This window comes from Eudoraea algarum (assembly GCF_050589645.1).
Taxonomy (GTDB): Bacteria; Bacteroidota; Bacteroidia; order Flavobacteriales; family Flavobacteriaceae; genus JBNGOQ01.
Window position 1 is genome coordinate 489,549 of the sequence record NZ_JBNGOQ010000001.1, and the last position, 22,444, is coordinate 511,992.

Below are 22,444 nucleotides of genomic sequence, written 5' to 3' on the forward strand. Positions count from 1 at the left end.
GGAGCAACGCTCCGGATCGAAGCCCGTGCCGAGCGCCGTCGAGGTGATTTCTTGCCGGGGCTACGAAGTAGGCGTGGCAACAGCGCGCAGCGCTGTGGAGCAACGCTCCGGATCGAAGCCCGTGCCGAGCGCCGTCGAGGTGATTTCTTGCCGGGGCTACGAAGTAGGCGTGGCATCAGCGCGTAGCGCTGTGGAGCAGCGCTCCGAAATCCTTAAAATCGGATTTAAAGAACCTTTTCTCCAAATAATAGATATTTTACGAAGGAGATTTGATTATTGTATGCTGATAGTTATTCAGCAATCCGTTGTTGATGCCTCTGGTTAAATATCGTATTTAATCTTAAAAATAATGTAACGAGGTTGCACCACATAAGACGATGTCCTAAAAAAGAGATCGTTGAAGGTATCGCTGTTCAACACTTGGTTATTGGTCAAATTTGTGGCATTTACACTATATTCCCATTTGCTATCCTTCTTTTGATAGGACAGACTGGCGTTTAAGAAGCCGTATTTATTTTCTACAGTACCCAATTTATCCCGATAAAAATAGTAGTCATAATCTGCCAGAAGTATAAACCCGTTCCAAAATGCCATATCGAATTTGGCAAATGGGCGGTCGGTAAAAAAGGTAGACTCCGTTCCACCATTATCATAGTCGTTTACGGTATAGCGATACCCCAATTCCAAATTTGGTGCATTGACAAAGCTACTACCCACGGACCCACTATAGCTTTGCGTTAGAGAGGTGGAGTTTCTAGGGGCATCATTCACAATATTATTGGTGTTGGAATAGTTTAAGCTGGCTCTGGAACTTAGCTTTACTTTTCCAAATGTGCGTTGAAAGTTCCCAGATACATTAAAGGTTTCATCTTCCAAATTGGAGTTAATGGTAGTGTTGGCTTGGTTAATGCCTCCAATATCCGTACTGCTTTTAAAAGCATCTATTCTTTTGCTATAGGAAGCATTGGCGAAAATATTCTGCAGGTTGAACATATTAAAACTGAAAAAATTCAGCGATACATTATGGTAAAGAGCACTTTCCAAATTCCTGTTGCCCTGGTATAACGAATTATAATCACTGAACACGTAGCCTTGGGCAAAACGGTTGATATCGGAAAAGTTGCGTCTTACATTGTAGTTCAACCTAAGGCTTTCAGATTGCTTCAATTGCAGGTTGACAAACAAATCCGGTGCAATGTTAAAAAGTTCATCTTTCACATCAGTCCCCAATTGCGAATTTGTAGCCGTGTAATCGTGCACTGTAAATCCTGGATTAAAAGTAAACTTACCAGCGATCAGCTTATAGTGAAACCCTAAAAACATATCGGAAAAATCATAGCTTACCCTGTTGTTTAGTTCATCTTCAGCAAAATTCAATGTTGATCCATTATCCAAAATCTGGAAAATGCCCGAGTCAAAATTTTGACTACTTTGGGTGGTTCCAAAAGTAAAATTTAGGTTGCTTTTTGGGCCCGTGACCCAATAATAGTCCAATTTGGCATCCATCCTATTGGTCAATACACGCTGTTCTTGACCTATATCAAAATTGCTTTGTGTATCATCAAATGGAATGATGTTCAAAAATGGCTGTTCTTCACGCATGGCATTGTAGAAAGGGTCTTCATCGGTATGCACATATTGCAGCTCAAGGGCAAGAATGTGGTCTTTGTTCAAGGTGTAATACAGGTTTGAATTCTGTGTGAGATTTGTTGGCCGTTGTACCCTGTTTTCCTCAATATTGTCCGTAACGTCCGCAACAGAAAGTACATTTACAGCTTCCTTTTCATCCGAGAATTTTACAAATCCGTCATAATTCCATTGCAGATCGGATGAAGGACTGAAATGGGATTCAAATTTTATCAAACCTAATTTGGACACTTGATCCGTTCCGGTCATTGTAGATTCTTGTTGGTTTGTCGTGATAAAGGTTCGCACAGCATTGGTCTCTAAAAGACTATTGTTATATGAATAGATACCAAAACCGCTAAAACGCCATTCTTTTGAGGGTTTATAGCTAAAATTGACAGCTGCAAATCGTGAATCGATTTCCTTTGCCCTATTGTTTTGCAGTGTACTCAAACCCAAATCATTGGCACCCGTATTGAATAGGGTACCGTTATTTTGACGGGTCGCCCCGCGCAACCCCCCGGTAAAATTCCATAGGTCACGGGCCGTATAGGGTAAATCCCCTATGTTGTTAAGATCCGTAAGGATATTGATGCTATAGTCAGGGCTATAATAAAATAGTTTGGGATGGGCGACATAACGACCATCCGGTCCACTTCCACCGGTAACTTCCCCAAACCAAAATTTCTTCTTTCCTTCTTTAAGTTTAATGTTGAGAGCAACATTATCCTGGTTATTGGTTACTCCCCTTAATTGTGAGACTTCACTAAAATTGCGCAACACTTCCACCTTATCCAATGCATTGGCGGGTATATTTTTTGAGGCCAATTTAGAATCTCCATCAAAAAAATCCTCTCCTTCCACCATAACTTTGGAAACACGTTTGCCCTCCACTTCAATTTCACCATCATCATTTACTTCAATTCCTGGGAGTTTTTCAAGTACGTCGGCCAGTTTTTTTTCAGTACCGGAAACAAAGGAGTCGGTGTTGTAAACAATAGTGTCTCCCTGTATGATTATGGGAATTTCATATACGACTTCCACCTCATCCAAGTGCTCAGGCTTTTCAAATAGGGTAATATCAAGCCCTACATCATTTTCTTGGGTTGTCAATGGAATTTCTTGCGTTTGGAATCCCAAATAGCTCACCTTTAAGGTGTAGGTTGCATTCGCTTTGACATTGATTTTATAAAAACCTTTGGGATCGGTTATCCCAAAGCCGTCCAATTTTTGATCAGCCTGATTGATAGCAACAATATTGGCAACGTCCAAAGCATTCCCCAAACTGTCCTTAACCGTACCACGGATTGTTACTTTTTGAGCTTGGGTGTAGCTTCCCAATGCACCAAACAGGACGGCGCAGACTAACAATTTATAATTTTGCATGCCTTCTAATTACCCCTTATGATTCTTACTGAATTGCTACCTCGTCTATTCCCAGCGCGAAAACGTTCTGACATTTCCTCCATTTTTTCTGCCAATATTTGGTCATATTCTTCCTGACTCACTTTTTTCCCTTTGGAAGGCGCTTTGATTTCTTCCTTGTCTTCCGCGTACATGCTTATCATGTTGCACAGGATAGCGGTTCTGCCATCGTTCACTTCCAAAATGAGACCGGGTAACCCCCAATACGGTCCAGGTCCTTGGCTAATTGGGATCTCAGGAGCATACCATGCGGTGATAATCCGCTCCTCAGGTTCTTCAATTCGTGATAAAAGGGAATTGTTTTGCGTGCTATCCTTAGCATGGGCATTGGTTTCCCCTCCTTGTTGCCCTTGCCTGTCCCCGGCACTGCTGGCCGTACGCCGTATGCGATTAAATGAAGTAGTATCCGGACGTGAGATGGCCGTGGCTTTATAACAGGTATAGTTCCCTATTTTTTTCGTCTCGGAACCCAACTCCCATTCCCATTGATTAAGACTGTCCTGAATTAAAAACTGCTTCCCGAACATCTCGGTCTGATTTAGATATTTTTGACCCTGTATATCCTTATAGTATTTGCCATCTGCCCCTGAAAAGCTGGCAAACACGCGAAGACCACCGTCTCCTTGGGAATTGGATGGGGCTTCCAGTTTTTCCTCCTCCTTATATAGTGAAGTTCTCTTGTCAAAGGTCAGTTCATAAGTCCGTTCCGAGAAATTCTTCATTCGCTCCCGTATACGTTGTTTCTGTTCCTCGGAAATTTGCCTTTCGTCCAAATTCAGATCGATGGAAGTTTTACTAAAATAAGTGGCCTTTCCTTGGAAATCTTGTGCAACCCCATTGCTGGAAACTGAAATGACCGCTAGAATCAGAAGTGTAAACTGTATGTTTTTCATATTCGTTTTTTTGGGTTAGACATTTCCACAAATTTGAACCCCATCAGTAGAAAATACCGTTAACCAGTGTTAACCACCAATAAATTCACGGAACAAACCTTTACTTTAGGGGCAGTGGACTACAAAAAACATAGGATCTTAGTTTATCTCATAGGATTGACCATCCTGGTTACCATTGGCATTCAGATATATTGGAACGTTCAAAATTATGCCACCAACAAACAACGATTGATCAATGAAGTACAGATCAGTTTGGACAATAGCGTGGAAGCCTACTATGCTGGTCTTGCCAAAACAGATTTTTTTGCTTTTGCCGGAAGAACCAATCAACAAAACAGGCAAAAAAGAAGTAATTTTTTCTGGAAGGCAGTCGGTGATGATTCCCTACGAATAAAATTCAGACTGGATTCTTTACGTAAACATCAGAGCGTTTTCAATGGGAAGGATAGTACGCAAGAATCGATTTCTATAATACAATTGAGAGAAGACCATCCTTCCATAAAACCCTTGCACGTATTCCGGCAAATGATGGGGGATAGCTTGGGGGAAATGAGAAAACTTGCCAACCGATTGGTCATAGCTGCCATAAACGACAGTATAAACTTTACCACTATGGACAGCTTACTTACACACGAACTTAAGCGAAAGGACATAACCATAGGTTACAAATTGGTTCATTTTAAGGATGATTCCATACGCCTCGGATCCAGCGGGAATATTCCAAAAAGGTTCAAATTAAAAACCTTTTCAAAATCCACCTACCTTCCCGACTCCCAGAATTTACAGTTGTTCTTCTCAAATCCAACCCTGGCGATTCTCAAAAGGAGCTTAACGGGCATCTTGCTCTCATTTGTGCTGTCCTCGGCCATCATTCTTTGTCTTTTGCACCTACTTCGTATCATCACCAAACAAAAACAATTGTCCGAAATCAAAAACGACCTTATTAGTAATATTACCCACGAGTTTAAAACACCCATTGCCACGGTAACCACGGCCATTGAGGGTATTAAGAACTTTAATCAGAAAAACGATAGGGCAAAAACCGAAAAATACTTGGACATCTCCAACCAACAGTTACAAAAACTGAATCAAATGGTAGAAAAGCTTTTGGAAACAGCCACCTTGGATAATGATAAGCTCCTTATAAACAAGGAACCCACCAATGTTATAAAAATGCTGGAACAATTGGTTGAAAAATATCGCATGATCACACCTGAAAAGGAATTGTTGTTCAGCACCAACATCTCAGAATTACAGCTCAAAATAGACCCCTTCCATTTTGAGAACGCCGTGGCCAACCTAATTGACAACGCCCTCAAGTATGGAGGGGACCAGATACAGGTCAATCTTAATTCTTTGATGGACCAAACGGAGATTTCGGTGGCTGACAATGGAGGCAACATCCCACAGACGCAAAGAGATCGTATTTTTGAAAAGTTTTACCGCATACCAACTGGAAACCAACATGATGTAAAGGGTTTTGGTATTGGGCTTTTTTATTCTCAAAAAATCATTGAAAAACATGGGGGTACGCTGCAATTGGTCGCCGATAAAAAACTCACCATTTTCAAAATCTTGCTATGACTCCACCCATCAAAATAATTCTAGCCGAGGACGAAACCGCTCTAGGTACTATTATTAAGGAAAGCCTGGAAACACGGGATTTTGACGTTACTTTCTGCGAAGACGGGGAAAAAGCCCTCAAGGCCTACCGTCAGACTAAACCGGATCTTTTAGTGTTGGATGTGATGATGCCAAAAAAAGACGGTTTTACACTGGCACAAGAAATAAGAATGGAGAATCCGAGCGTTCCTATTATATTTCTAACCGCTAAATCGCAGACCAAGGATATTGTGGAAGGGTTTGAACACGGTGGCAACGATTATTTAAAGAAGCCTTTTAGCATGGAAGAACTTATTGTTCGTATAAAGGCGCTTTTAGATCGGGTGACCCTGCAACAAAATTTGGAGGATATTGCCATAGGTAAGTTTCGCTTCAATAGCGTAAAACAGTTGTTGTCTTTGGGAGCCGAAGAAATTATGCTCACCCATCGGGAATCACAGTTGTTATATCATCTTGTTAAAAAAAAGAACCTTGTCCTTGACCGCTCCACCATCTTGAAAGCACTTTGGGGCGATGATGATTTTTTCAACGCCCGAAGCATGGATGTGTTTATCACCAAACTCAGAAAAAAACTAAAACAAGACCCCGATGTGCAGATTCTCAATGTCAGGGGTTATGGTTATAAATTGATTTGCTAAACTAAATGGGAGTTCTTTTATTTTGGGAAAATCCTCTTCCAAGATATGTATCGACATCCTTCAAGTTAATCCAGAAAAGGCAACTGATTTTTCAACCGTGCCTGGATATTTTGATGACCCTGCAGTGGCCTGTTACCTATAACCAGATCAAATAACCTCTAAGTATAGGGCGCCCTAGTTTTTGATCGCCGGGGCTCTAGTCGACGGCGTAACTGTTTTTTTCCTGCACCACTTCGCTGAGGTATTGTACAAACTCATACTGGTTGCCGTCCTTATCGGCAAAATAATCCCTGATCCTGAATCGCTCCACTTGTTTTGGAAAATCCCGTTTGTACCCCCTGCTCAACAGATTGTTGGCAATCTCCTCCACATCGGCTACCACAAAGCCCAGATGGTTGATCCCCACACTGTCGTAATTCTTGCTAACTCCTAAATCGCTTTGTTTGGCTTGGTTCAGCGCTATATATGTGTTGTCATCCCCGATATGGACCCATTCCCTTTCATTATTGCCACCACCTCGTATCTTAAAGTGGGGAAAAGCGGTTTGGAAGAATTTGATCGCTTCCTGCAGATCGTTTACCGTGATGTTGGCGTGCTCCAGATAGATATTTTGTCTTTGCATAATTCTTGTTTTTTGTTCGGTACAAAGATCAAGAGCGCAGGTGATCTGTAAAACGGACTTAGGTACAGAAAAGTTACTGTACTATGGTACAGGTTAGAAAACAAACGATTCTAGATTAAATGCTTAACAACCCCCTTTTTAGGCCAATATCCACGGCTTCGGTGCGCGTGTCCGCATTGAGCTTGGACAGGATGGCGGTAACGTGAAATTTAACGGTACGTTCGGCTATAAAGAGTTGTTTGCCGATCTGGCCATTGGTGAGGCCTTTCTTAATCAGGTTTAGTACCTCCAATTCGCGTTTGGTAAGCGGTAACTCGGGATAGTGAAACGCTTTGGCCTTAACGGCTCCTTCATGTTCCTCTGCCTCTCTGCATAACATGGATAATTGCTTCTGGAGTTCCTTCGCCTTTTTCAGCGCCTCCTTCACTTTGTCCTGGTTGTTCTTTGGGCCATCAAGGCAGGAAATCAAGGTTTCCATTTGCGGGTTGCAAATTCGTTCCAGCGCACGCCGAATGCCCGTATCCGATTCCATGTTCCCCGTACTATAGGATTGTTGTAAACGGGTACGCTGAACCGCAGTGCCCACCAATTCGCTAATGGTGTTAAGAATGGCCAGCTCCTTTTCGTCCAGTTGCCGTCTTTCTTTACTGAGCAGGTTCATAAGGCCTACCTTTTGGCCGTTGATGGTTATGGGGATCGTTGCGTGAAATTTCAGGTCTTTGGTTCCCGTGCTGATATCTTCTAACCTGGAGCATCTGATTTCACTGATATTCACGGCCTGATCGATATCGTCAGACAGGTATTGCTTTATGCAATAGCACCACCCGGATAAGCGCTCGGGATGATTGCTCAGTGCAGGCGGCAGGTTGTAGGAAGCGGCCAAATAAACCGATTTGTTGTCCGGTTCGGTAAGCCAGAACCAGCCCGTTTCCACCTCCAGAATTTCCACCGTGCGCTCCAAAGATTTCCGAAGCGCCGAATGCAAGGAAAATTCCTTGTTCAGGTGGCTCGCTATCTCATATAAATGGGAAAAATAATCCTTATCGTTCATCGTTGACAACTAAATTATGGAGAAAAGGGGATATTACAGCCGTTGATTACTTTTTTATCGCCCTATGATCACCATACCACCACATGTTTGCCAACTCGTTTATATTCGAAACTTTTCCTTATTTTTCATACGTTGTACCGGAATCCGTGTCAATGGTGCAGCTTCTTGCTCCTCAAAAATTCCAGCAATAGTTCCGGACGGTCTGTTTGGATGATATCCACATGATTATCCAAATACCATTGGTAGGTGTTGATATCTACCGCCGCCCTTTCATCGTCATGACCACCGCTGAGATGGGGCCACAGCGAATTGACCCATACCCCTGTACCTTTTTTTCTAATGTCATTGAAATAGGTACCTAAACCAACCGTATCCCTTGGGATGATAAATTCAAGGGCCACGGGTTTTCTGTGCTTTATATAATCGTCCACAACACCCTTACTGCCCGGTTTAAGTCTGATTATGGGCATGAAATACACTTTGTCCAAATAGGCCCCGAATTCTTTTTCAACCGCTTCCCGTGTCTTTGCTCCCTTGATGATGACCTGGTCCAAGGTTCCTGTTGTTTTTACCACCTCATAACATTTGTCAAAGATGGTGTAACTTTTGTCCAGATTAACAAGGATCTTGTCCTTAGTGGTTAAAAGTGCCTCTTCCAGTGTGGGGATGCTATGCGCGGTCGGAACTCCAAGCCCATCCTTTAATCGCAATGTCTTTAAGGAGTCCAGGGTCCAATCCTTTATGTGCCCTTTTCCATTGGTCGTGCGGTCTATGGTTTCATCGTGCATTAAGACCAAATGGCCGTCCTTGGTTTCCCGAATGTCAATTTCTACCATATCTACGCCCATATCGATGCAGTTTTGAATGGCCTGCAATGAGTTTTCCGGGGCGTGCCGCCAGTCTCCCCTATGGGCCACCACAAGAACCTCTTTATTTTGGGCATCCCGTAAATTGGCAATTTTGTCCTGTATGGAGGAGGGTGCTGCCTGGGCGACTGTGGTAGGTTCTATGGTTTTAGGGTTGTTGCAACTTCCCCAGAGGAGTAAGGCCGCAAATAAGAAATAAGGTTTCATGTAATGATTTTTGAAATTTGTTGATAAGGAAACAAAAGGGGGACATAGTCCCCCCACTGAATTAAAAAAAAACTAACTCAAACTAACTATCGTTATATTGGAATACCTGTCTTGCTCTTGCCCCGTCCTAAGCTCAATAACCCGGGTTTTGGGTTATGGAGGCATCCGTATCCAACTGACTCTGCGGAATGGGCAATACCAATTTGTTCTCATCGATTGTAACGCCGGCCCCGGTGCTGGCAAAGAAGGCGTTCATAACGCTCACCGCTGTTCCATATCTTTTTAGGTCAAACCAACGCTGTCCTTCGCCAATAAACTCAAACCGACGTTCCAATCGGATGGCCGCCCGCACATCTGCCTGTGTGGTGGCCGTTGTAGCCGCCAGACCGGCCCGGGCCCGTATGGCGTTAAGTTGCACTACGGCTTCGGCGGTCTGGCCATTTTCATTAAGGGATTCCGCGTATTTCAGGATGACGTCCGCATATCGGATAATTAGGTGATCGCTTCCGCCATCGTCGGCCCCGGTAGGGGACACTTCGTACTTTGTGGAAAAATAAAAGGGGTTTGCGCCTAGGTCCACATCCACATAATCGCCCAGTCGGGTATCCCCGGCTTCAAAGGAATCTATAAAGGCCTGTGTTGGCAAATTATGCCCCTTTGCGTTGGCGGTGGTACCGGAGGGTCGGAACTGGGAGCCGGCCGGACTCCCTTCGAGAACGCCGTCAACATTAAAACCACTGGCAAACTGTACCTCGAACAAAATCTCGGAATTGCCCTCATTGGCCACGCCAAATATTTCGGAAGTGGTCGCTGCCAAGGCATAGCTGTTTGAATTGACCACGGCTTCAAAATTGGTCAAGGCCCCACTGAAATTGCCCCGGGTGAGCAATACGCTGCCCAAAAGGGCCTGTGCCGCTCCTCGGGCAGGTTTGCCCGATGCTTTGTCCGCGGGAAGATCTTGGATGGCATCATTGAGGTCCGCTTCAATTTGGGCATAGACTTCTGCCAATGGCGTACGGCCCTGTCCAAAGAAATCGAAAGGACTCTCCGTTTCGGTCGTTACCAAAGGAACATCACCGTACAGGCGTACCAGGTTGAAGTACAGTAAAGCACGAATAAATTTCATTTCCCCTATTCTATTTGTTTTAAGGGAAGGGGTTTCATATTCAATGTCGGTTATTCGGTTCAGTACCGTATTGGCCCGTTGAATGCCCCGGTACGATTCCCTCCAAATACCACCCACTAGGTCATTTCCGGCATTCGTGGAAAAATCGTCCAATTGACCAAAACGACCTCCGTCATTGGCCGCAATTTCCTCAAAGGAGTCCTCCCCCGAAATTTCACCCACACCGATCAGGTCCAGACCGTAGAGTCCGCCTTCCTGCAATTGTGCATAGACACCCTGTACCGCACTTTCCAACTCCTGCTCGTTTGAAAAAAAGTTGGTCGAGGCTTTTTCCGTAATGGGCACGATGTCCAATTCGTTTTCACAGGAGAACAATCCAAGCAAGACGACCACCATTAGCAATGTATATTTATTGAATTTCATTTTGTTTTCTTTTTTGGTTCAAAATTTAACGTTTAATCCAAGTGCAATAAAACGGGTCAAAGGGCTTGCGGACTGGATCCAGCCCCTGGTCAACGTTTGTCTTCTGCTTCCCCGGGTACCGGAGGGATCCGGTCTGGTATCTATGCCATCGGGATTGAAGCCCCTAAAATTGGTGCTGTTGAAAATATTGTTCCCCGTAAGGTAAATTCTGAGAAAATCGATTCCCAGGTAATCCGTAATACCTTCCTCAAAGTTGTAGCCCAGTTGCAGGCTCCTTAAGCGAAAGTAATCCGCATCGTATACCGAAAGACTGGAAGCCCTTGTAAGACGACCGGCCGACGAAAAACTGGAAAAATCAGGTCTCCTGAAAAAACCGTTGGCGTTGCGGTCCGAAAAATAATTATCAAAATAATGCTGGGTAGGTACAAAAAACCCTTCCCCGCTTTCCGCAAAATAAACCATACGGTCCGAGACTTTCCTACCTTCAATTCCCGTGAATTGTGCGGTGAAATCGAAACCTTTATAATTTAGGTTAAAACCAAAACCATAAGTAAAGTCGGGATTGTAATCGCCCAATGTTACCCGATCATCCGGGGTTATCTGGCCATCGCCATTGGCGTCCCTAACGATATAATCGCCCACTTCGGTACCGGCCAAGGGGGTAACGGTTGCCGCGTCCAGTTCTGCCTGGGACCTAAACACCCCTTCGATATCGTAGGCATAGAACTCGGCAATGCTGCCCCCTACACGGGTAAGGAAATCCATGCCACCATTGTTCTGAATAATCTGTTCTTGGCCCTCGCCCAAGGCCAGCACCTCATTCTGGTTGGTAGTAATATTGGCATTGAAACCTAAGCTCAGTTCGCCGATCTCAAAACTATTTCCCCGGATTTCAAATTCAAATCCCTTGTTTTCCAATTCGCCGATGTTCTGCAAGGATTCGGAAAATCCCGACTGCTGGGGTACGGGCACATCCAATAGGAGATCTGTAGTCTTGGAGTTATAGTATTCCACGACGAACAACAATTTGTTGTCCAAAAAGCCCAAATCCAAACCAAGGTTCAGAGCACTATTGGTTTCCCACGACAAATCGGGATTTGGTGAGGTTTCGGTAAAGGAGCCTGAAACCAATTCCCCGTCAATCACATAATTGTCCGGGGCGATCAAGGCTATGGAACCAAAATCGCCTATCTGATTGTTCCCTGTCTGGCCCCAGCTTGCCCTTAACTTGGCAAAGCTTACCAGGCCGTCCTCAGGGAAGAAGGCCTCATTGCTTATGTTCCATCCGGCGGAAATGGAGGAGAAATTCCCATATTTGGTATTGGCTCCAAAACGTGATGAACCGTCCCTTCTAAAGGAAGCTGAAAGCGAATATCTCCCATCATAATCGTATTGTAAGCGGGTAAAATAGGATTCAAGCGCCCATTTGCTCCTGTTCACGGTAGCCGAAGGATTGGTGGCCCCGGCAATATTGCGCAGGTTGTCATCGGCAAAGTTGTTGCTCTGTAATCTGCTGTTGAAAAAGCGCTCTTCCTGATAGCTAAAACCGAGCAACACATCAAAGGTGTGCTTGTCAAAGGTTTTGGTATAAGTCAGGAGGTTCTCCGTAATATAGTTTTCCCTTCTTGCATTGTTTTCAAAGGCTTGCGCAAGGTTGTTGGCCACCGGGGTCCTGTAGTTTCCTATGTTGGAAGGGGCGAAGAATTCCGTAAAAATGTTATTGTAGTCGCCTCCCAAAGAGGTTTTAAATTTTAGGCCGTCCCAGGGCTCTATTTCCACATAGGCGTTTCCGAATACCCGTAAACGGCGCTCAAAAAAGTCGCTCAATTCGGTTTGCGCAATGGTGTTTTCAGAGATAGGGCCATCCCAATTGTCATTGTTGTCGTTCAATTGATTGGCAATGGCGAAAGTGCCGTCCGAGTTGCGGATGGGGTAGTAGGGTTGCATTAATATGATGGAAAAACTGGGGTCTGGCTGGGCTCCTGGGTTCAGGCCATAATTGGACCAACCGGCTTCTCCTGTTGGATTGGAATTGACCAAGGAAACATTGGAGCTAATTCCAAAACGGATGCGGTCACTTATTTTTGAATTGAGTTGGAAATTGGTTGTATAGCGCTTATAGTCCGAATCGATGATGATGTTTTCTTGGTTCAAATACCCAAAAGAAACGGAATAATCGGTCTTTTCGGTTCCCCCGCTGAGGTTTAGGTAGTGGTTTTGTTGGGCGGCTGTCCTGAAAACGGCATCTGTCCAGTTGGTATTGGTCAGACCGGCCTGTCCGTCCAGATAGCCCTGTAGGTATCCTGGAATCCTACTGCGCTTGCCCCCTCCATTGGCATCACGGGTGGCATTATCATCGGTAACACTTCTTCCCGGCCCCCCGGAGACATAACCGAAGTTTCTGGAATCGGAATCAAATAGGGCAGCATCATAGGCATCTACCAACTCAAAATTGTCTATGCGGTCCTGAAAACCGTAGTAGGTGTCATAGGTAACTTTTAAACCTCCCGGTCTTCCTTTTTTTGTGGTAATCAAAATAACCCCATTGGAGGCTCTGGATCCGTAGATAGCGGCCGACGCGGCATCCTTTAAAATGTTGATGGATTCAATGTCCTGGTTGCTGATCGAACTAAAGGAAGAACCTTCCGATAAAGGGTTGCCATCAATGACGATCAATGGATTTGTACCGGCCGTCAAGGTGTTGAGTCCCCGAATTTGAATAACGGAGTTCTCGCCCGGATTTTTTCCATTTCCCAGAATCTGTATCCCGGAAACATTGCCCGCAAGGGCCTGTTCAAAATTGGCGGAAGAGTAATTGTTCAACTCTTCACTATCTACTTTGGATACCGCTCCATTGAACTTTTCTTTGGTCGTGGACCCGTAACCGATGATTACAACCTCCTCGAGCTTTCCAGCATCGGGCTGCAATTGAATGTTTAGGGTACTTTGTCCGTTTACGGCAACCTCTTTGGTGGAGTATCCCAAATAGGAAACCTGAAGTACGGCATCCGAACCAGATACCTCAATGGAGTAGTTTCCATCAAAATCCGAACTGACCCCGTTAGTGGTTCCTTTTTCTATGATACTGGCACCAGGAAGGAGTTGCCCACGCTCATCGGTGATTGTTCCCTGGACGGCGTTTTGTACAGGAGCCGTCGAATTGGCCTCCTCGGGTTGAATTGAAAGGTCGGGTTCCGTTCGTTTTACCAAATAAATACGGCGGTCATTGAGGTTAAAAGTGGTATTTGTGTTTTGAAAAACCTGGTTGAGCACATTGGCTATCCGTTCCCTGTTTACTTTTATGGAGACAATACGATCGAGGTTTACATCTTTGATTTTATAAACAAACTCAAACTCGGTCTTACTTTCAATTTCATCGATCAATTGCCCTACGGAAACGTTGTTCAGGTCTAGTGTAACTTTGGTGCGTTGTCCGTAGGTCTCATTGGCTTGCATGGAGAAGAGAGCAGCCAGGATGAACAACGTACTGAGTTTCATTTTTAGATCATATTTAAATATTGGATAAGGGCTTCTTTTAAGCTTAAAAAGTTTTTTCATACTTTTATAGTGTTAACTGTGGTTAATCTTTTAAGTTTGATCACTTCGACCAATCGGAAGATGTTCGTAGCATTTTCCGATTTTTTTATGGCCATATCTGACCATCACAAGAAGTAATCTTTTTTGGTTACATCTTCAATTAGGGTTACTTCATAGGCGTTCCTTTTAAAACTTTAGTATTAGGTTGTTATTCGATCAGTATCCTATTGTCCAGAATCTCGTATTCGATTCCGTAATTGACCTTTAATTCCTCAAGCACATTTTCAATGGGTTCATTTCCGAAATTGGCATTGAATTCCTCATGGGTCAAGTCGGTATTGTTGTTAATGATCGTCACGTTGTAATGCCGTTCAAGCTTTTTGAGTATGTTGGTAAAGGTCATGTTCCTGAAGACCAGTTTTCCATTGATCCATGAGGTATATAAACTAGTGATTACCTCAGCGGTGTCGATATTGTTTTTGGTCCGATCAAAACTTCCCTTAAACCCAGGTTTCAGATATACGTTTTTGTCGGTATTGTATCCCTCCGCTTCCGTATAGAGGCTTACAGCACCTTCTACCAATACCACTTCCGTTGTTTCGTCCTCTGGATAGGCCGACACGTTAAATTGTGTCCCCAATACCCGGACGTTCAATCCATTTGTGCTCACGATAAAAGGGTGCTCGGCATCCTTGGCAACGTCCAAATAGGCTTCCCCGGTCACGAAGATCTGTCTGTGTAAACCTTTTACGAACTGCACGGGGTATTTGATGGAGGAACCAGCATTGAGATGGGCCACGGTACCATCGGATAGTTGAAGCTCGAAGGTCTTTCCGTTGGGTACGGCCAGCGTATTGTAGGCAAGTTCTTTTTTGGAGTCGTTGCCCGTATATTTCAAACTCTTCCCGTCCTGTTTCCCAACAATTTGGCCTTGGGCGTCCAGGACTTCCACTTGCCCATTTTCATTGATAATCTGCAGGTCACCATTTTCGAGCTGAAGGGTGATGGCATTTTCCGGTAGTACGGCCGGGGTATTTGAGGTGGAATTTTGCAGGTAGAAATACGCGCTGGTCAGGAGGCCTATAAACAGGGCTGCGGCCGAGGATACCTTCCAAAGGGAAGCCTTTCTCCTTTTGGGATTCCGGGTTTGTGCGTTAATGGCCGTCCATATAGATTCCTTCACGGTATTTTTATGGGCCTCGTTTTTAAAATAGGGTTGCTGGTTGGATGAAAGTTCTGCCTTGAACTTTTCCAAGACCTCCAGTTCCTGCTCGGATATGGATCCGTTCAGGTATTTGTCCAACAATTTTCTGAATTCTTTCTCTTGCATATTTGGTGCGCTATACTAGTAAGAACCGTAAAGCGGGGGGAACGCACACAAGTTTTATAAAATTAACATTTCATTAACATATATAGCTGTAGAATCAGCGCGCATGGCTTTTGGCCGTTAACGAGAAAATCAAAGGAGGATGCTCAAGAAAAAAAGGGAAGTCAGGGAAGATTGGGCGAGCCTCAAGTTTTGGCGAATGGACTTCAGCGCTATGGACATTTGATTTTCCACAGATCGTTTTGATATGCCCAAGCGCCTGGCTATTTCTTCATTGCTGGCAGCTTCCATACGACTGAGCCTAAAAATCTGTTGACATCTGGGTGACAGGCCCGTCAAGGACTTTTCGATAATAAATCGGGTCTGATCCAGGTTATGTTGACTTTCTGCATCGGACGGGGAGGTCAATTCCAATGACTCAATAACCTGAAGCTGGGAAGCACTTAGCTTGTTGTCCCGTAAATATTTAAAACAGCCATTGTTCACCGATCTGAAAATATAAGCTTCAAAATTCTTGATTTCCCGGTGCTCTCTTTTCTGCCATAGATTCAACCAAATATCCTGCACGATATCTTTAGCGATAGCCTCATCAAGAACGATGGATTTGGCATTGACGTACATGGGCTCCCAAAATAGCTCAAATAGCTTTCGAAAAGCTTTTTTATTGCCCTTTTTGAATTCCGCTAGGAGTAACTTGTTCGTTTTTGGTTTTGTGACCGACATTTCAATCTAATGCTTCATTAAATGAAATTTGCATAGGATAAATGTATAAAAAAATGTCTTTATCACTAAAAGATGATAAAAATCGTAACCGATAGATAAGGATTATTTAATATGATCGATGCAGTGGATCCTCGATAAAAAACACGGGTATCACAGGCATCCGAGCCATTCTGGACTGCACTTTTTTAAGGGAAGGTTTCCAACAGGGCACCCGCTTGCCAAATTGCATTTTGCCGGGATGCTGTAAGAATAACTTCACGTATTTGTGCGATACCGATTTCCAATGGTTCATTAAAAGCGGCCTGACCGAGATGTGCAAAAATGGTTTAGGTAATACCCAAGGTACCATGTAAGCTAGTACGGTAGGAAATATTTCATTGTATCTAACCGTGCTCCCGGTTTTAGGCTATGACAAGAACACCTAATCATTGATATCAAATGTCATGAAGGTTTGATCGCCCCGTTGGTTGGTATAAAAGTTAAAAATCAACTCTTCATAAGAAGTTTCCTCTTCAAAGGTGTACAGGGTGAAGGTCAACTTGTCCGGAGAGTCCATATTCGTTAAATCAAACCCCTTGGCCAACAGATTGTTGGCAACCTCTTCCGGAATTTCCATGCTCCCGAACGGAATGGAGACCGTAGTGTTGGGGCGATTTGTAAAACTCCAGATAAAAGGTGCTAAAGGACTGGAACCAGTAGACCCAGGCCGCTCAAAATCCAAACGAAACGAAGATCGAACGTAGTCCGCGGAAATGCTGACCTCATTTCCTGCCCTGGAAACGCTCCATCCCGGAATAACAATATCACCGAATCCTTTGAACCAGGACTCAATAGACCTTTTGTTATCCAATTGGATGTTCAAGCGTTGTTGCACCACATTGTACGCGTCTATAACCGGCAGTTCCATAGTATTGTTAAAATCACTGGGATTGCCTGCAAAATTGACTATTTGATTGAAGTTGTTGTTATTAAAACCAGCTTCATTGGCAAACCCACGTAATGAAAAATTAAAATTTAACGAGCCGGCAGGTAGGTTTACTGTATTTGTTTGAGGCGGTAATTCGAAATCGTTCAGACTAATGGTTTGATCTTTGAAATCATCAAGAATAAAATAGCTGTATTCGTCTAGGTTCCTACTATTAATGGGAAGTGTATAGATAAATATGTTCTGCGTAGCTGTTGTATCATACTCAAAATCAAAGCTTGAAGATGTGGCGCCTCGGAAGGTCCTAATGGTGGAATAATTGGTGCTGAAAAGTCCAAAAGGTGTAAAATCCGTGTCCATTATACCCAGACTAAAACTCCCATCCCTTTTTATGCCACTGTAATTGGGAAACTCATTTGCCCTCGCATTTTGTATTTCGGTCTCATTGGTGCCAGGCACGATATCCGCATAGGAGGTTATGACATCAAACTCAAAACCGTTTTTACCCAAGACAATTTCGGAAGCAATAAAGGATTGCCTTTTAAAGTTGTCCGGAGCATAGAAATGCAGCTCTTCTGCTGAGATCGCTACATTTCTGTATTCAATCAATTTACCCTCCAAGGAGTGGAGTGAAAAAAAAAGATCAATGAGATCGCTATTGAAATCGGTGGTGGTCACTGCGAACAACAGTTTCTTGGATTCAAAGGTGTCCAATGCCATGCCTTTGTTTTCACTGTCATCCACGGATTCTATGGAAATCTCGTGTTCGCCATCCAAGAAATCGAAAGGATCCAATTCGTAGGAAAACTGCTTCTGGGAGCTGCTGAATACCTCGGTGCCATCCACCAATACGGAAGAAGTAACATTATCTGAATTGTCCGTAACGGTAATATTTAAGGTAGTGAGTACCTCTACCACCGCCTCCAGACCCAAAAGTGTTATGGAGGGAGCTGTATTATCCGGTGTTTCAGGTGGGTTTACCACCGGAGGATCTTCATTGGAACTGCTACATCCAAAGAAAAGTAGCGCTGTGGAAATCAGGACAAAGTAGTGTTTCTTCATGGGTGGAAAGTACGGAATTCGTTTTTTTTACGGAGGATAATTATCGTAGATTTTTTATGTTTCATGTTAAAATGGATGAAAGGTAATATTCATCGGTAAAACAAAATAGAAATGGCGGAGGATGCAATTTAGTCTTTTGACTTTTGTTGTTTACCTTAGCAGAAACTTCTGTTATGGAACAAAAAACCAAAAACGTATTTGTAAACGGTGCCATAAGCCCGGAATTCATTGCGAATTCCATTGCCCTGCACCAGTCCAAGACCCATATTGGGGCCCATGATATTTTTTTGGGGCAGGTACGGGCCGATGAGATCAACGGAAAAACCGTGGCCGCCATTGAATATACGGCCTATGAGGAAATGGCCAATCTCAAGTTCCAGGAAATACGGGAGGCCGCCTTTGGGAAATTTGATCTGAGCTGTATGCATATTTACCACAGCTCGGGAATTGTAAAGGCCGGGGAAATCTGCTTGTTCGTTTTTGCGTCCTCCCCGCACCGCAAGGTGGTCTTTGAGGCCATACGTTATATCGTGGAGGAAATAAAGGCAGAAGTCCCCGTTTTTGGCAAGGAACTTTTTGAGGACGAAAGCTATCAATGGAAAGTGAATAACTGATTATGGTAGACATCACCCATAAGTCCCCTACGGTAAGAACCGCGATTGCCCAGGCCATTGTGAGGGTCAGCACCCAGGCCACCATAGACGCCATCCAAAACAAGACGGTTCCCAAAGGGGATGTTTTTGCCCAGAGCCGGGCGGCAGGACTCCTCGGTGTTAAGAAAACGGCAGACCTACTTCCCGATTGCCACCCTATGCCCATTGAGTACACCAATATTGCTTATGAGATCCAAAACCTTGAGATCCAAATAAAGATTACCGTAAAGACGGTATATAAGACGGGAGTGGAGGTAGAGGCCATGCACGGAGCCAGTGTGGTGGCCCTGAATATCTACGATATGCTAAAACCTATCGATAAGGGCGTGGAGATCCATCAGATCAAACTGCTAAAGAAAACTGGGGGGAAATCCGATATTCTCAACACCTGAGAAATACGCTACTTGCCCAAGTTCCGTAACATTTCTTCCGTGGTACGTTCCAAATCAAATTGAGGCTGCCAGCCCCAGTCTACCGTTGCCTGGGAATCATCTATGCTGTTGGGCCAGGAATCCGCAATGTCCTGTCTAAAATCAGGTTTAAAATCTACTTTAAACTCAGGGATATAAGCTTGGATACTCGCAGTAATTTCCGCTGGTGTAAAACTCATGGCCGCCAAATTGTAGGACGAGCGCACGGTAAGTTTGTCACTTTCAATTTCCATAATATCTACCGTAGCCCTAATGGCATCGTCCATAAACATCATAGGCAATTTGGTATCGGCCTTTAAGAAACTGGTATAGGAGGCTCCCGAAACCGCCTTGTGGTAAATTTCTACGGCATAATCCGTGGTGCCCCCGCCTGGAAGTGTTTTCCAACTAATGAGTCCCGGGTATCGAACACTGCGAACATCCACGCCGTATTTGCGAAAATAATAGGAACACCATCGTTCCCCGGATTGTTTGCTGATACCGTAAACCGTGCTCGGTTCCATAATGGTGCTCTGCGGGGTGTTCTCCAAGGGGGTGTTGGGTCCAAAAACAGCAATGCTCGAGGGCCAGAACACCTTGTTGATTTTTCCTTCCTTGGCCAGGTTGAGCACGTTAAAAAGCGAGTTCATGTTTAAATTCCAGGCCCGCATGGGGAATTTTTCTGCCGTTGCGCTCAGCATGGCCGCCATAAGATAGACCTCTTCAATTTCGTAATACATGATTACATCCTCCATGGCGTCATAATTGGTGGCATCGAGCAATTCGAAGGGTCCGGAATCCATTAAATTTTTACTGCCTTCCCGAATGTCGCTGGCCACCACCTGATCGTTCCCGTATTTCTCGCGGAGCGCCAAGGTAAGTTCCGTGCCTATCTGTCCACAGGCGCCTAAAATCAAGATGGATTTTTGCATCAAATCGAAGTTAAATGGATTCGAGGGCAAAGATAACTTTTATTAAAATTTGTACATTCGTTCCATGGGAAAATTATTCGTTTTAGGGGCAGCTTTCTTGTTGCTCCTGTCCTGCAATCAAAACAAAAACAATGATAATGCCGATGGTGCATCGGGGAGCGACTTTGATGCGGACGAACTACCAGAAATCTTCCTGGTCAATGCCAAGGCAAAAAAAATCCTTGGGGAGTGGCCCGAGTTCAACGGCCTGGAGACCAGTTTCGAGGCCTTATATCGCGCCAAAAACAAGGAAGACCTGGGGTTTGTTATTGACGATTTGATCGAAAAACAAAAGCTGCTTGCAGCCTCTACCTACCCTGAAGCCTTTGATATTCCGCAGATAAAAAGTAGGCAAAGGGTTTTCCGCACCTATATATTAAAGGTAAAGGCCAGTTTGGAATATCGAACGGAAACGGCCAGCCCTGCCCTGGAAATGGTAGAGGCCTACAACGCAATGAGAAACCAATTCAATGTTATTGTAAACAATACCTTGGATACACAATTGATATTAGATGAATAAATTAGTTTTAGGTCTGGCGCTCGTGTTTTTTGCCCAGTTGGGCGCGCAGGAGACTGAAGTTGAAAAACAGATACATTCGGTTTTGGATGCTTGGCACCTGGCAGCTGCAGAGGCCGATTTTAAAGCGTATTTTGACAAGATGACGGCCGATGGGGTGTTTATCGGTACGGATGCTACGGAGAACTGGCAGAACAAGGCTTTCAGGGAATTTTCCAAACCCTATTTTGATCGGGGCAAGGCATGGAGCTTTACCTCCGTGGAACGGAATATCTACCTGAACGAAGCCTTGGACCTTGCTTGGTTCGATGAATTATTGGACACGCAGATGGAGCTTTGTCGCGGTTCCGGTGTGTTGAAATTGGTGGATGGCAAGTGGAAAATAGCGCATTATGTACTTTCCATTGCCGTACCCAACGAAAATGTCACGGAGCTAGTTGCCATTAAAAAGGAGAAGGATAGTCTTTTACTGCGCCGTCTAAAACAAAATTGACCATTCAAGGGTTTGGGGGAATAAAAAAAGGGCTTTTCATAAAGCCCCTTCTTCATATGCAATATAGGTTATTCCTGGGTTTCTGGCTGCGCCTTGCGCGATTCCAAGGCTTGCTTGCTTAAACTGGCCAGATTAAAATTGGGATCAATTTTAAGGGCCTCATCAATAATAGCAATGGCACCATCTATATCGTCCTTGTCGGTATTGTATTTTACCAAACCTTTCATATGGATCAAAGCCGCCTTTAAAGGAACCTCGTAGGGTTGCTGTCTTTCATAGAAAGCATACTTCATATCGTCCTTGGCATTGGCAATCCCATACTCAATATTCGACGCCGCACCGGTATTGTCCCCGGTCTGTACCTTTAGATCAGACAGTTCGTAGGCCAAATAGGGACTGGGCGATCGTTTGAATAGAATTTCAAATTGCTCCAAGGCCCGTTTGGGCTGGTTGAGCGCTTTCAGGGAAACGGCCTTAACACGTACCGCCAAATCGGAATCACCTTCATTGCTTTCAATACCGATAGTATTCAGCGCTTGTAGGTGTTGATTGTTATTGGCGTATACATAGGCAAGTGTGTCCTTGCGTTCCTTGGTCGGAGCCAATACGTTTAAATGTGTCAAGGCACTGATTACCCCGTTCACATCTCCTTGTAACTTCATTTCCTTATAAAAAGCCTCATAATGCTGTAGCAGTTCACTTTTGTTCTGTGCCATGCCCAACAGCGGCAGGCCGATCAATAGAAATAATACAATTTTTTTCATGTGTTTCTTCTCAAAAATTACTGTGCGGCAAAACTATTAAAATATTTTTAAGTAAAGTGTTAAGGATATTCATAAACACTTCTATACCAATAAAAAAAGGATGCTAGAGCGCATCCTTTTTCCGTATGGTGGTTTTTAGTGGTATTTAAATCAAGCTACCGTGAGCGTTACGTCCTTGTTTTCATAGGAACGCAGCAAACCGGCATAAAAGGCCAAACTCCTCGTATCCTTGTCAATGCACGATTTTAAGAAATCGCGTAGGTTTTTGAACAGGAGATTTGCATGCAGGGTGGGAACATGTAGGTTCACCTTCTTAGGGTCATAATCTTTGTCGTCCATTACAATGTCCATCGCCACACGTTTTCGGTGATAATCAATGGAGACCTCTGCCGCATTGTAATGCTTCTTTAAAATAGCAATGTGTAGGCTTTCAAAGTTTTTGGGAATTTTTCGATTGGGACAGCTGCGGGAGATCAAGCTCTCAATTTCCGAGAGAATCCTCCTTTTTAGACTTGAATTTTCCATATCAATCGATTTTAATTACCTAATAAAGGTACAGCTT

General features: G+C 44.1%; 20 protein-coding genes. 7 read left to right on the forward strand and 13 right to left on the reverse strand.

The window, feature by feature from the left end; genetic code table 11:
• The coding region (locus ACRD67_RS02230) for a hypothetical protein (protein WP_430965402.1) at positions 1-325 on the forward strand (325 nt) is incomplete at its 5' end.
• Here ACRD67_RS02230 and ACRD67_RS02235 read toward each other — a convergent pair.
• Together ACRD67_RS02235 and ACRD67_RS02240 are read right to left on the reverse strand one after the other, a co-directional pair.
• A complete protein-coding gene (locus tag ACRD67_RS02235) occupies positions 322-3,012 on the reverse strand; it encodes a carboxypeptidase regulatory-like domain-containing protein (RefSeq protein WP_430965403.1) in 2,691 nt (896 codons plus the stop codon). The two genes, ACRD67_RS02230 and ACRD67_RS02235, sit on opposite strands and share 4 nt — an antisense overlap.
• A gap of 5 nt (positions 3,013-3,017) precedes the next feature.
• Positions 3,018-3,944 (reverse strand): GLPGLI family protein, encoded by a 927-nt coding sequence (locus ACRD67_RS02240; RefSeq protein WP_430965404.1) that lies wholly within the window; start codon positions 3,942-3,944, stop codon positions 3,018-3,020.
• A gap of 66 nt (positions 3,945-4,010) precedes the next feature.
• On the opposite strand from ACRD67_RS02240, the gene ACRD67_RS02245 reads away from it, so the two are divergent.
• Entirely contained in the window at positions 4,011-5,528 is a 1,518-nt protein-coding gene (locus ACRD67_RS02245) for a sensor histidine kinase (RefSeq protein ID WP_430965405.1), read from the forward strand.
• A complete protein-coding gene (locus ACRD67_RS02250; RefSeq protein ID WP_430965406.1) occupies positions 5,525-6,205 on the forward strand; it encodes a response regulator transcription factor in 681 nt (226 codons plus the stop codon). Before ACRD67_RS02245 ends, ACRD67_RS02250 begins: the two co-directional genes overlap by 4 nt.
• A 196-nt stretch (positions 6,206-6,401) precedes the next feature.
• Here ACRD67_RS02250 and ACRD67_RS02255 read toward each other — a convergent pair whose 3' ends face one another.
• From ACRD67_RS02255 to ACRD67_RS02290, 8 genes are all read right to left on the reverse strand, one after another.
• On the reverse strand, positions 6,402-6,827 hold the full coding sequence (locus tag ACRD67_RS02255; protein ID WP_430965407.1) for a VOC family protein: 426 nt from the start codon (positions 6,825-6,827) through the stop codon (positions 6,402-6,404).
• A gap of 115 nt (positions 6,828-6,942) precedes the next feature.
• Positions 6,943-7,878 carry a LuxR C-terminal-related transcriptional regulator gene (locus tag ACRD67_RS02260; RefSeq protein WP_430965408.1) on the reverse strand — a complete coding sequence of 312 codons (936 nt, stop codon included), beginning with the start codon at positions 7,876-7,878 and terminating at the stop codon, positions 6,943-6,945.
• A 149-nt stretch (positions 7,879-8,027) separates the two neighbouring features.
• Positions 8,028-8,951, reverse strand: a complete 924-nt coding sequence (locus ACRD67_RS02265; RefSeq protein WP_430965409.1) for a glycerophosphodiester phosphodiesterase family protein — start codon at positions 8,949-8,951, stop codon at positions 8,028-8,030.
• A 133-nt stretch (positions 8,952-9,084) separates the two neighbouring features.
• Positions 9,085-10,500 carry a RagB/SusD family nutrient uptake outer membrane protein gene (locus tag ACRD67_RS02270; RefSeq protein WP_430965410.1) on the reverse strand — a complete coding sequence of 472 codons (1,416 nt, stop codon included), beginning with the start codon at positions 10,498-10,500 and terminating at the stop codon, positions 9,085-9,087.
• 18 nt (positions 10,501-10,518) lie between these two features.
• Positions 10,519-13,998 (reverse strand): TonB-dependent receptor, encoded by a 3,480-nt coding sequence (locus ACRD67_RS02275; RefSeq protein ID WP_430965411.1) that lies wholly within the window; start codon positions 13,996-13,998, stop codon positions 10,519-10,521.
• 247 nt (positions 13,999-14,245) lie between these two features.
• Positions 14,246-15,367, reverse strand: coding sequence for a FecR family protein (locus ACRD67_RS02280; protein ID WP_430965412.1), 1,122 nt, complete (start codon positions 15,365-15,367; stop codon positions 14,246-14,248).
• A gap of 129 nt (positions 15,368-15,496) precedes the next feature.
• On the reverse strand, positions 15,497-16,087 hold the full coding sequence (locus tag ACRD67_RS02285) for an RNA polymerase sigma-70 factor (RefSeq protein ID WP_430965413.1): 591 nt from the start codon (positions 16,085-16,087) through the stop codon (positions 15,497-15,499).
• A 421-nt stretch (positions 16,088-16,508) separates the two neighbouring features.
• Positions 16,509-18,074: a hypothetical protein gene (locus ACRD67_RS02290; RefSeq protein WP_430965414.1), complete on the reverse strand. Its 1,566-nt coding sequence runs from the start codon at positions 18,072-18,074 to the stop codon at positions 16,509-16,511.
• Positions 18,075-18,247: 173 nt separating this feature from the next.
• Here ACRD67_RS02290 and ACRD67_RS02295 point away from each other — a divergent pair, with 173 nt between their 5' ends.
• Together ACRD67_RS02295 and moaC are read left to right on the forward strand one after the other, a co-directional pair.
• Positions 18,248-18,688, forward strand: coding sequence for a molybdenum cofactor biosynthesis protein MoaE (locus ACRD67_RS02295; protein ID WP_430965415.1), 441 nt, complete (start codon positions 18,248-18,250; stop codon positions 18,686-18,688).
• A 2-nt stretch (positions 18,689-18,690) separates the two neighbouring features.
• Positions 18,691-19,119 carry a cyclic pyranopterin monophosphate synthase MoaC gene (gene moaC / locus ACRD67_RS02300; RefSeq protein WP_430965416.1) on the forward strand — a complete coding sequence of 143 codons (429 nt, stop codon included), beginning with the start codon at positions 18,691-18,693 and terminating at the stop codon, positions 19,117-19,119.
• 8 nt (positions 19,120-19,127) lie between these two features.
• Here moaC and ACRD67_RS02305 read toward each other — a convergent pair whose 3' ends face one another.
• Positions 19,128-20,069: an NAD-dependent epimerase/dehydratase family protein gene (locus tag ACRD67_RS02305; protein ID WP_430965417.1), complete on the reverse strand. Its 942-nt coding sequence runs from the start codon at positions 20,067-20,069 to the stop codon at positions 19,128-19,130.
• 64 nt (positions 20,070-20,133) lie between these two features.
• On the opposite strand from ACRD67_RS02305, the gene ACRD67_RS02310 reads away from it, so the two are divergent.
• Positions 20,134-20,628: a hypothetical protein gene (locus ACRD67_RS02310; RefSeq protein WP_430965418.1), complete on the forward strand. Its 495-nt coding sequence runs from the start codon at positions 20,134-20,136 to the stop codon at positions 20,626-20,628.
• Positions 20,621-21,118: a nuclear transport factor 2 family protein gene (locus tag ACRD67_RS02315; protein WP_430965419.1), complete on the forward strand. Its 498-nt coding sequence runs from the start codon at positions 20,621-20,623 to the stop codon at positions 21,116-21,118. Before ACRD67_RS02310 ends, ACRD67_RS02315 begins: the two co-directional genes overlap by 8 nt.
• Positions 21,119-21,186: 68 nt before the next feature.
• Here ACRD67_RS02315 and ACRD67_RS02320 read toward each other — a convergent pair whose 3' ends face one another.
• On the reverse strand, positions 21,187-21,882 hold the full coding sequence (locus tag ACRD67_RS02320; RefSeq protein ID WP_430965420.1) for a hypothetical protein: 696 nt from the start codon (positions 21,880-21,882) through the stop codon (positions 21,187-21,189).
• Between the two features lie 150 nt (positions 21,883-22,032).
• The gene (locus ACRD67_RS02325; protein ID WP_430965421.1) at positions 22,033-22,407 is read right to left on the reverse strand and encodes a hypothetical protein; all 375 of its coding nucleotides are present in this window, start codon (positions 22,405-22,407) and stop codon (positions 22,033-22,035) included.
• Positions 22,408-22,444: the final 37 nt, after the last annotated feature.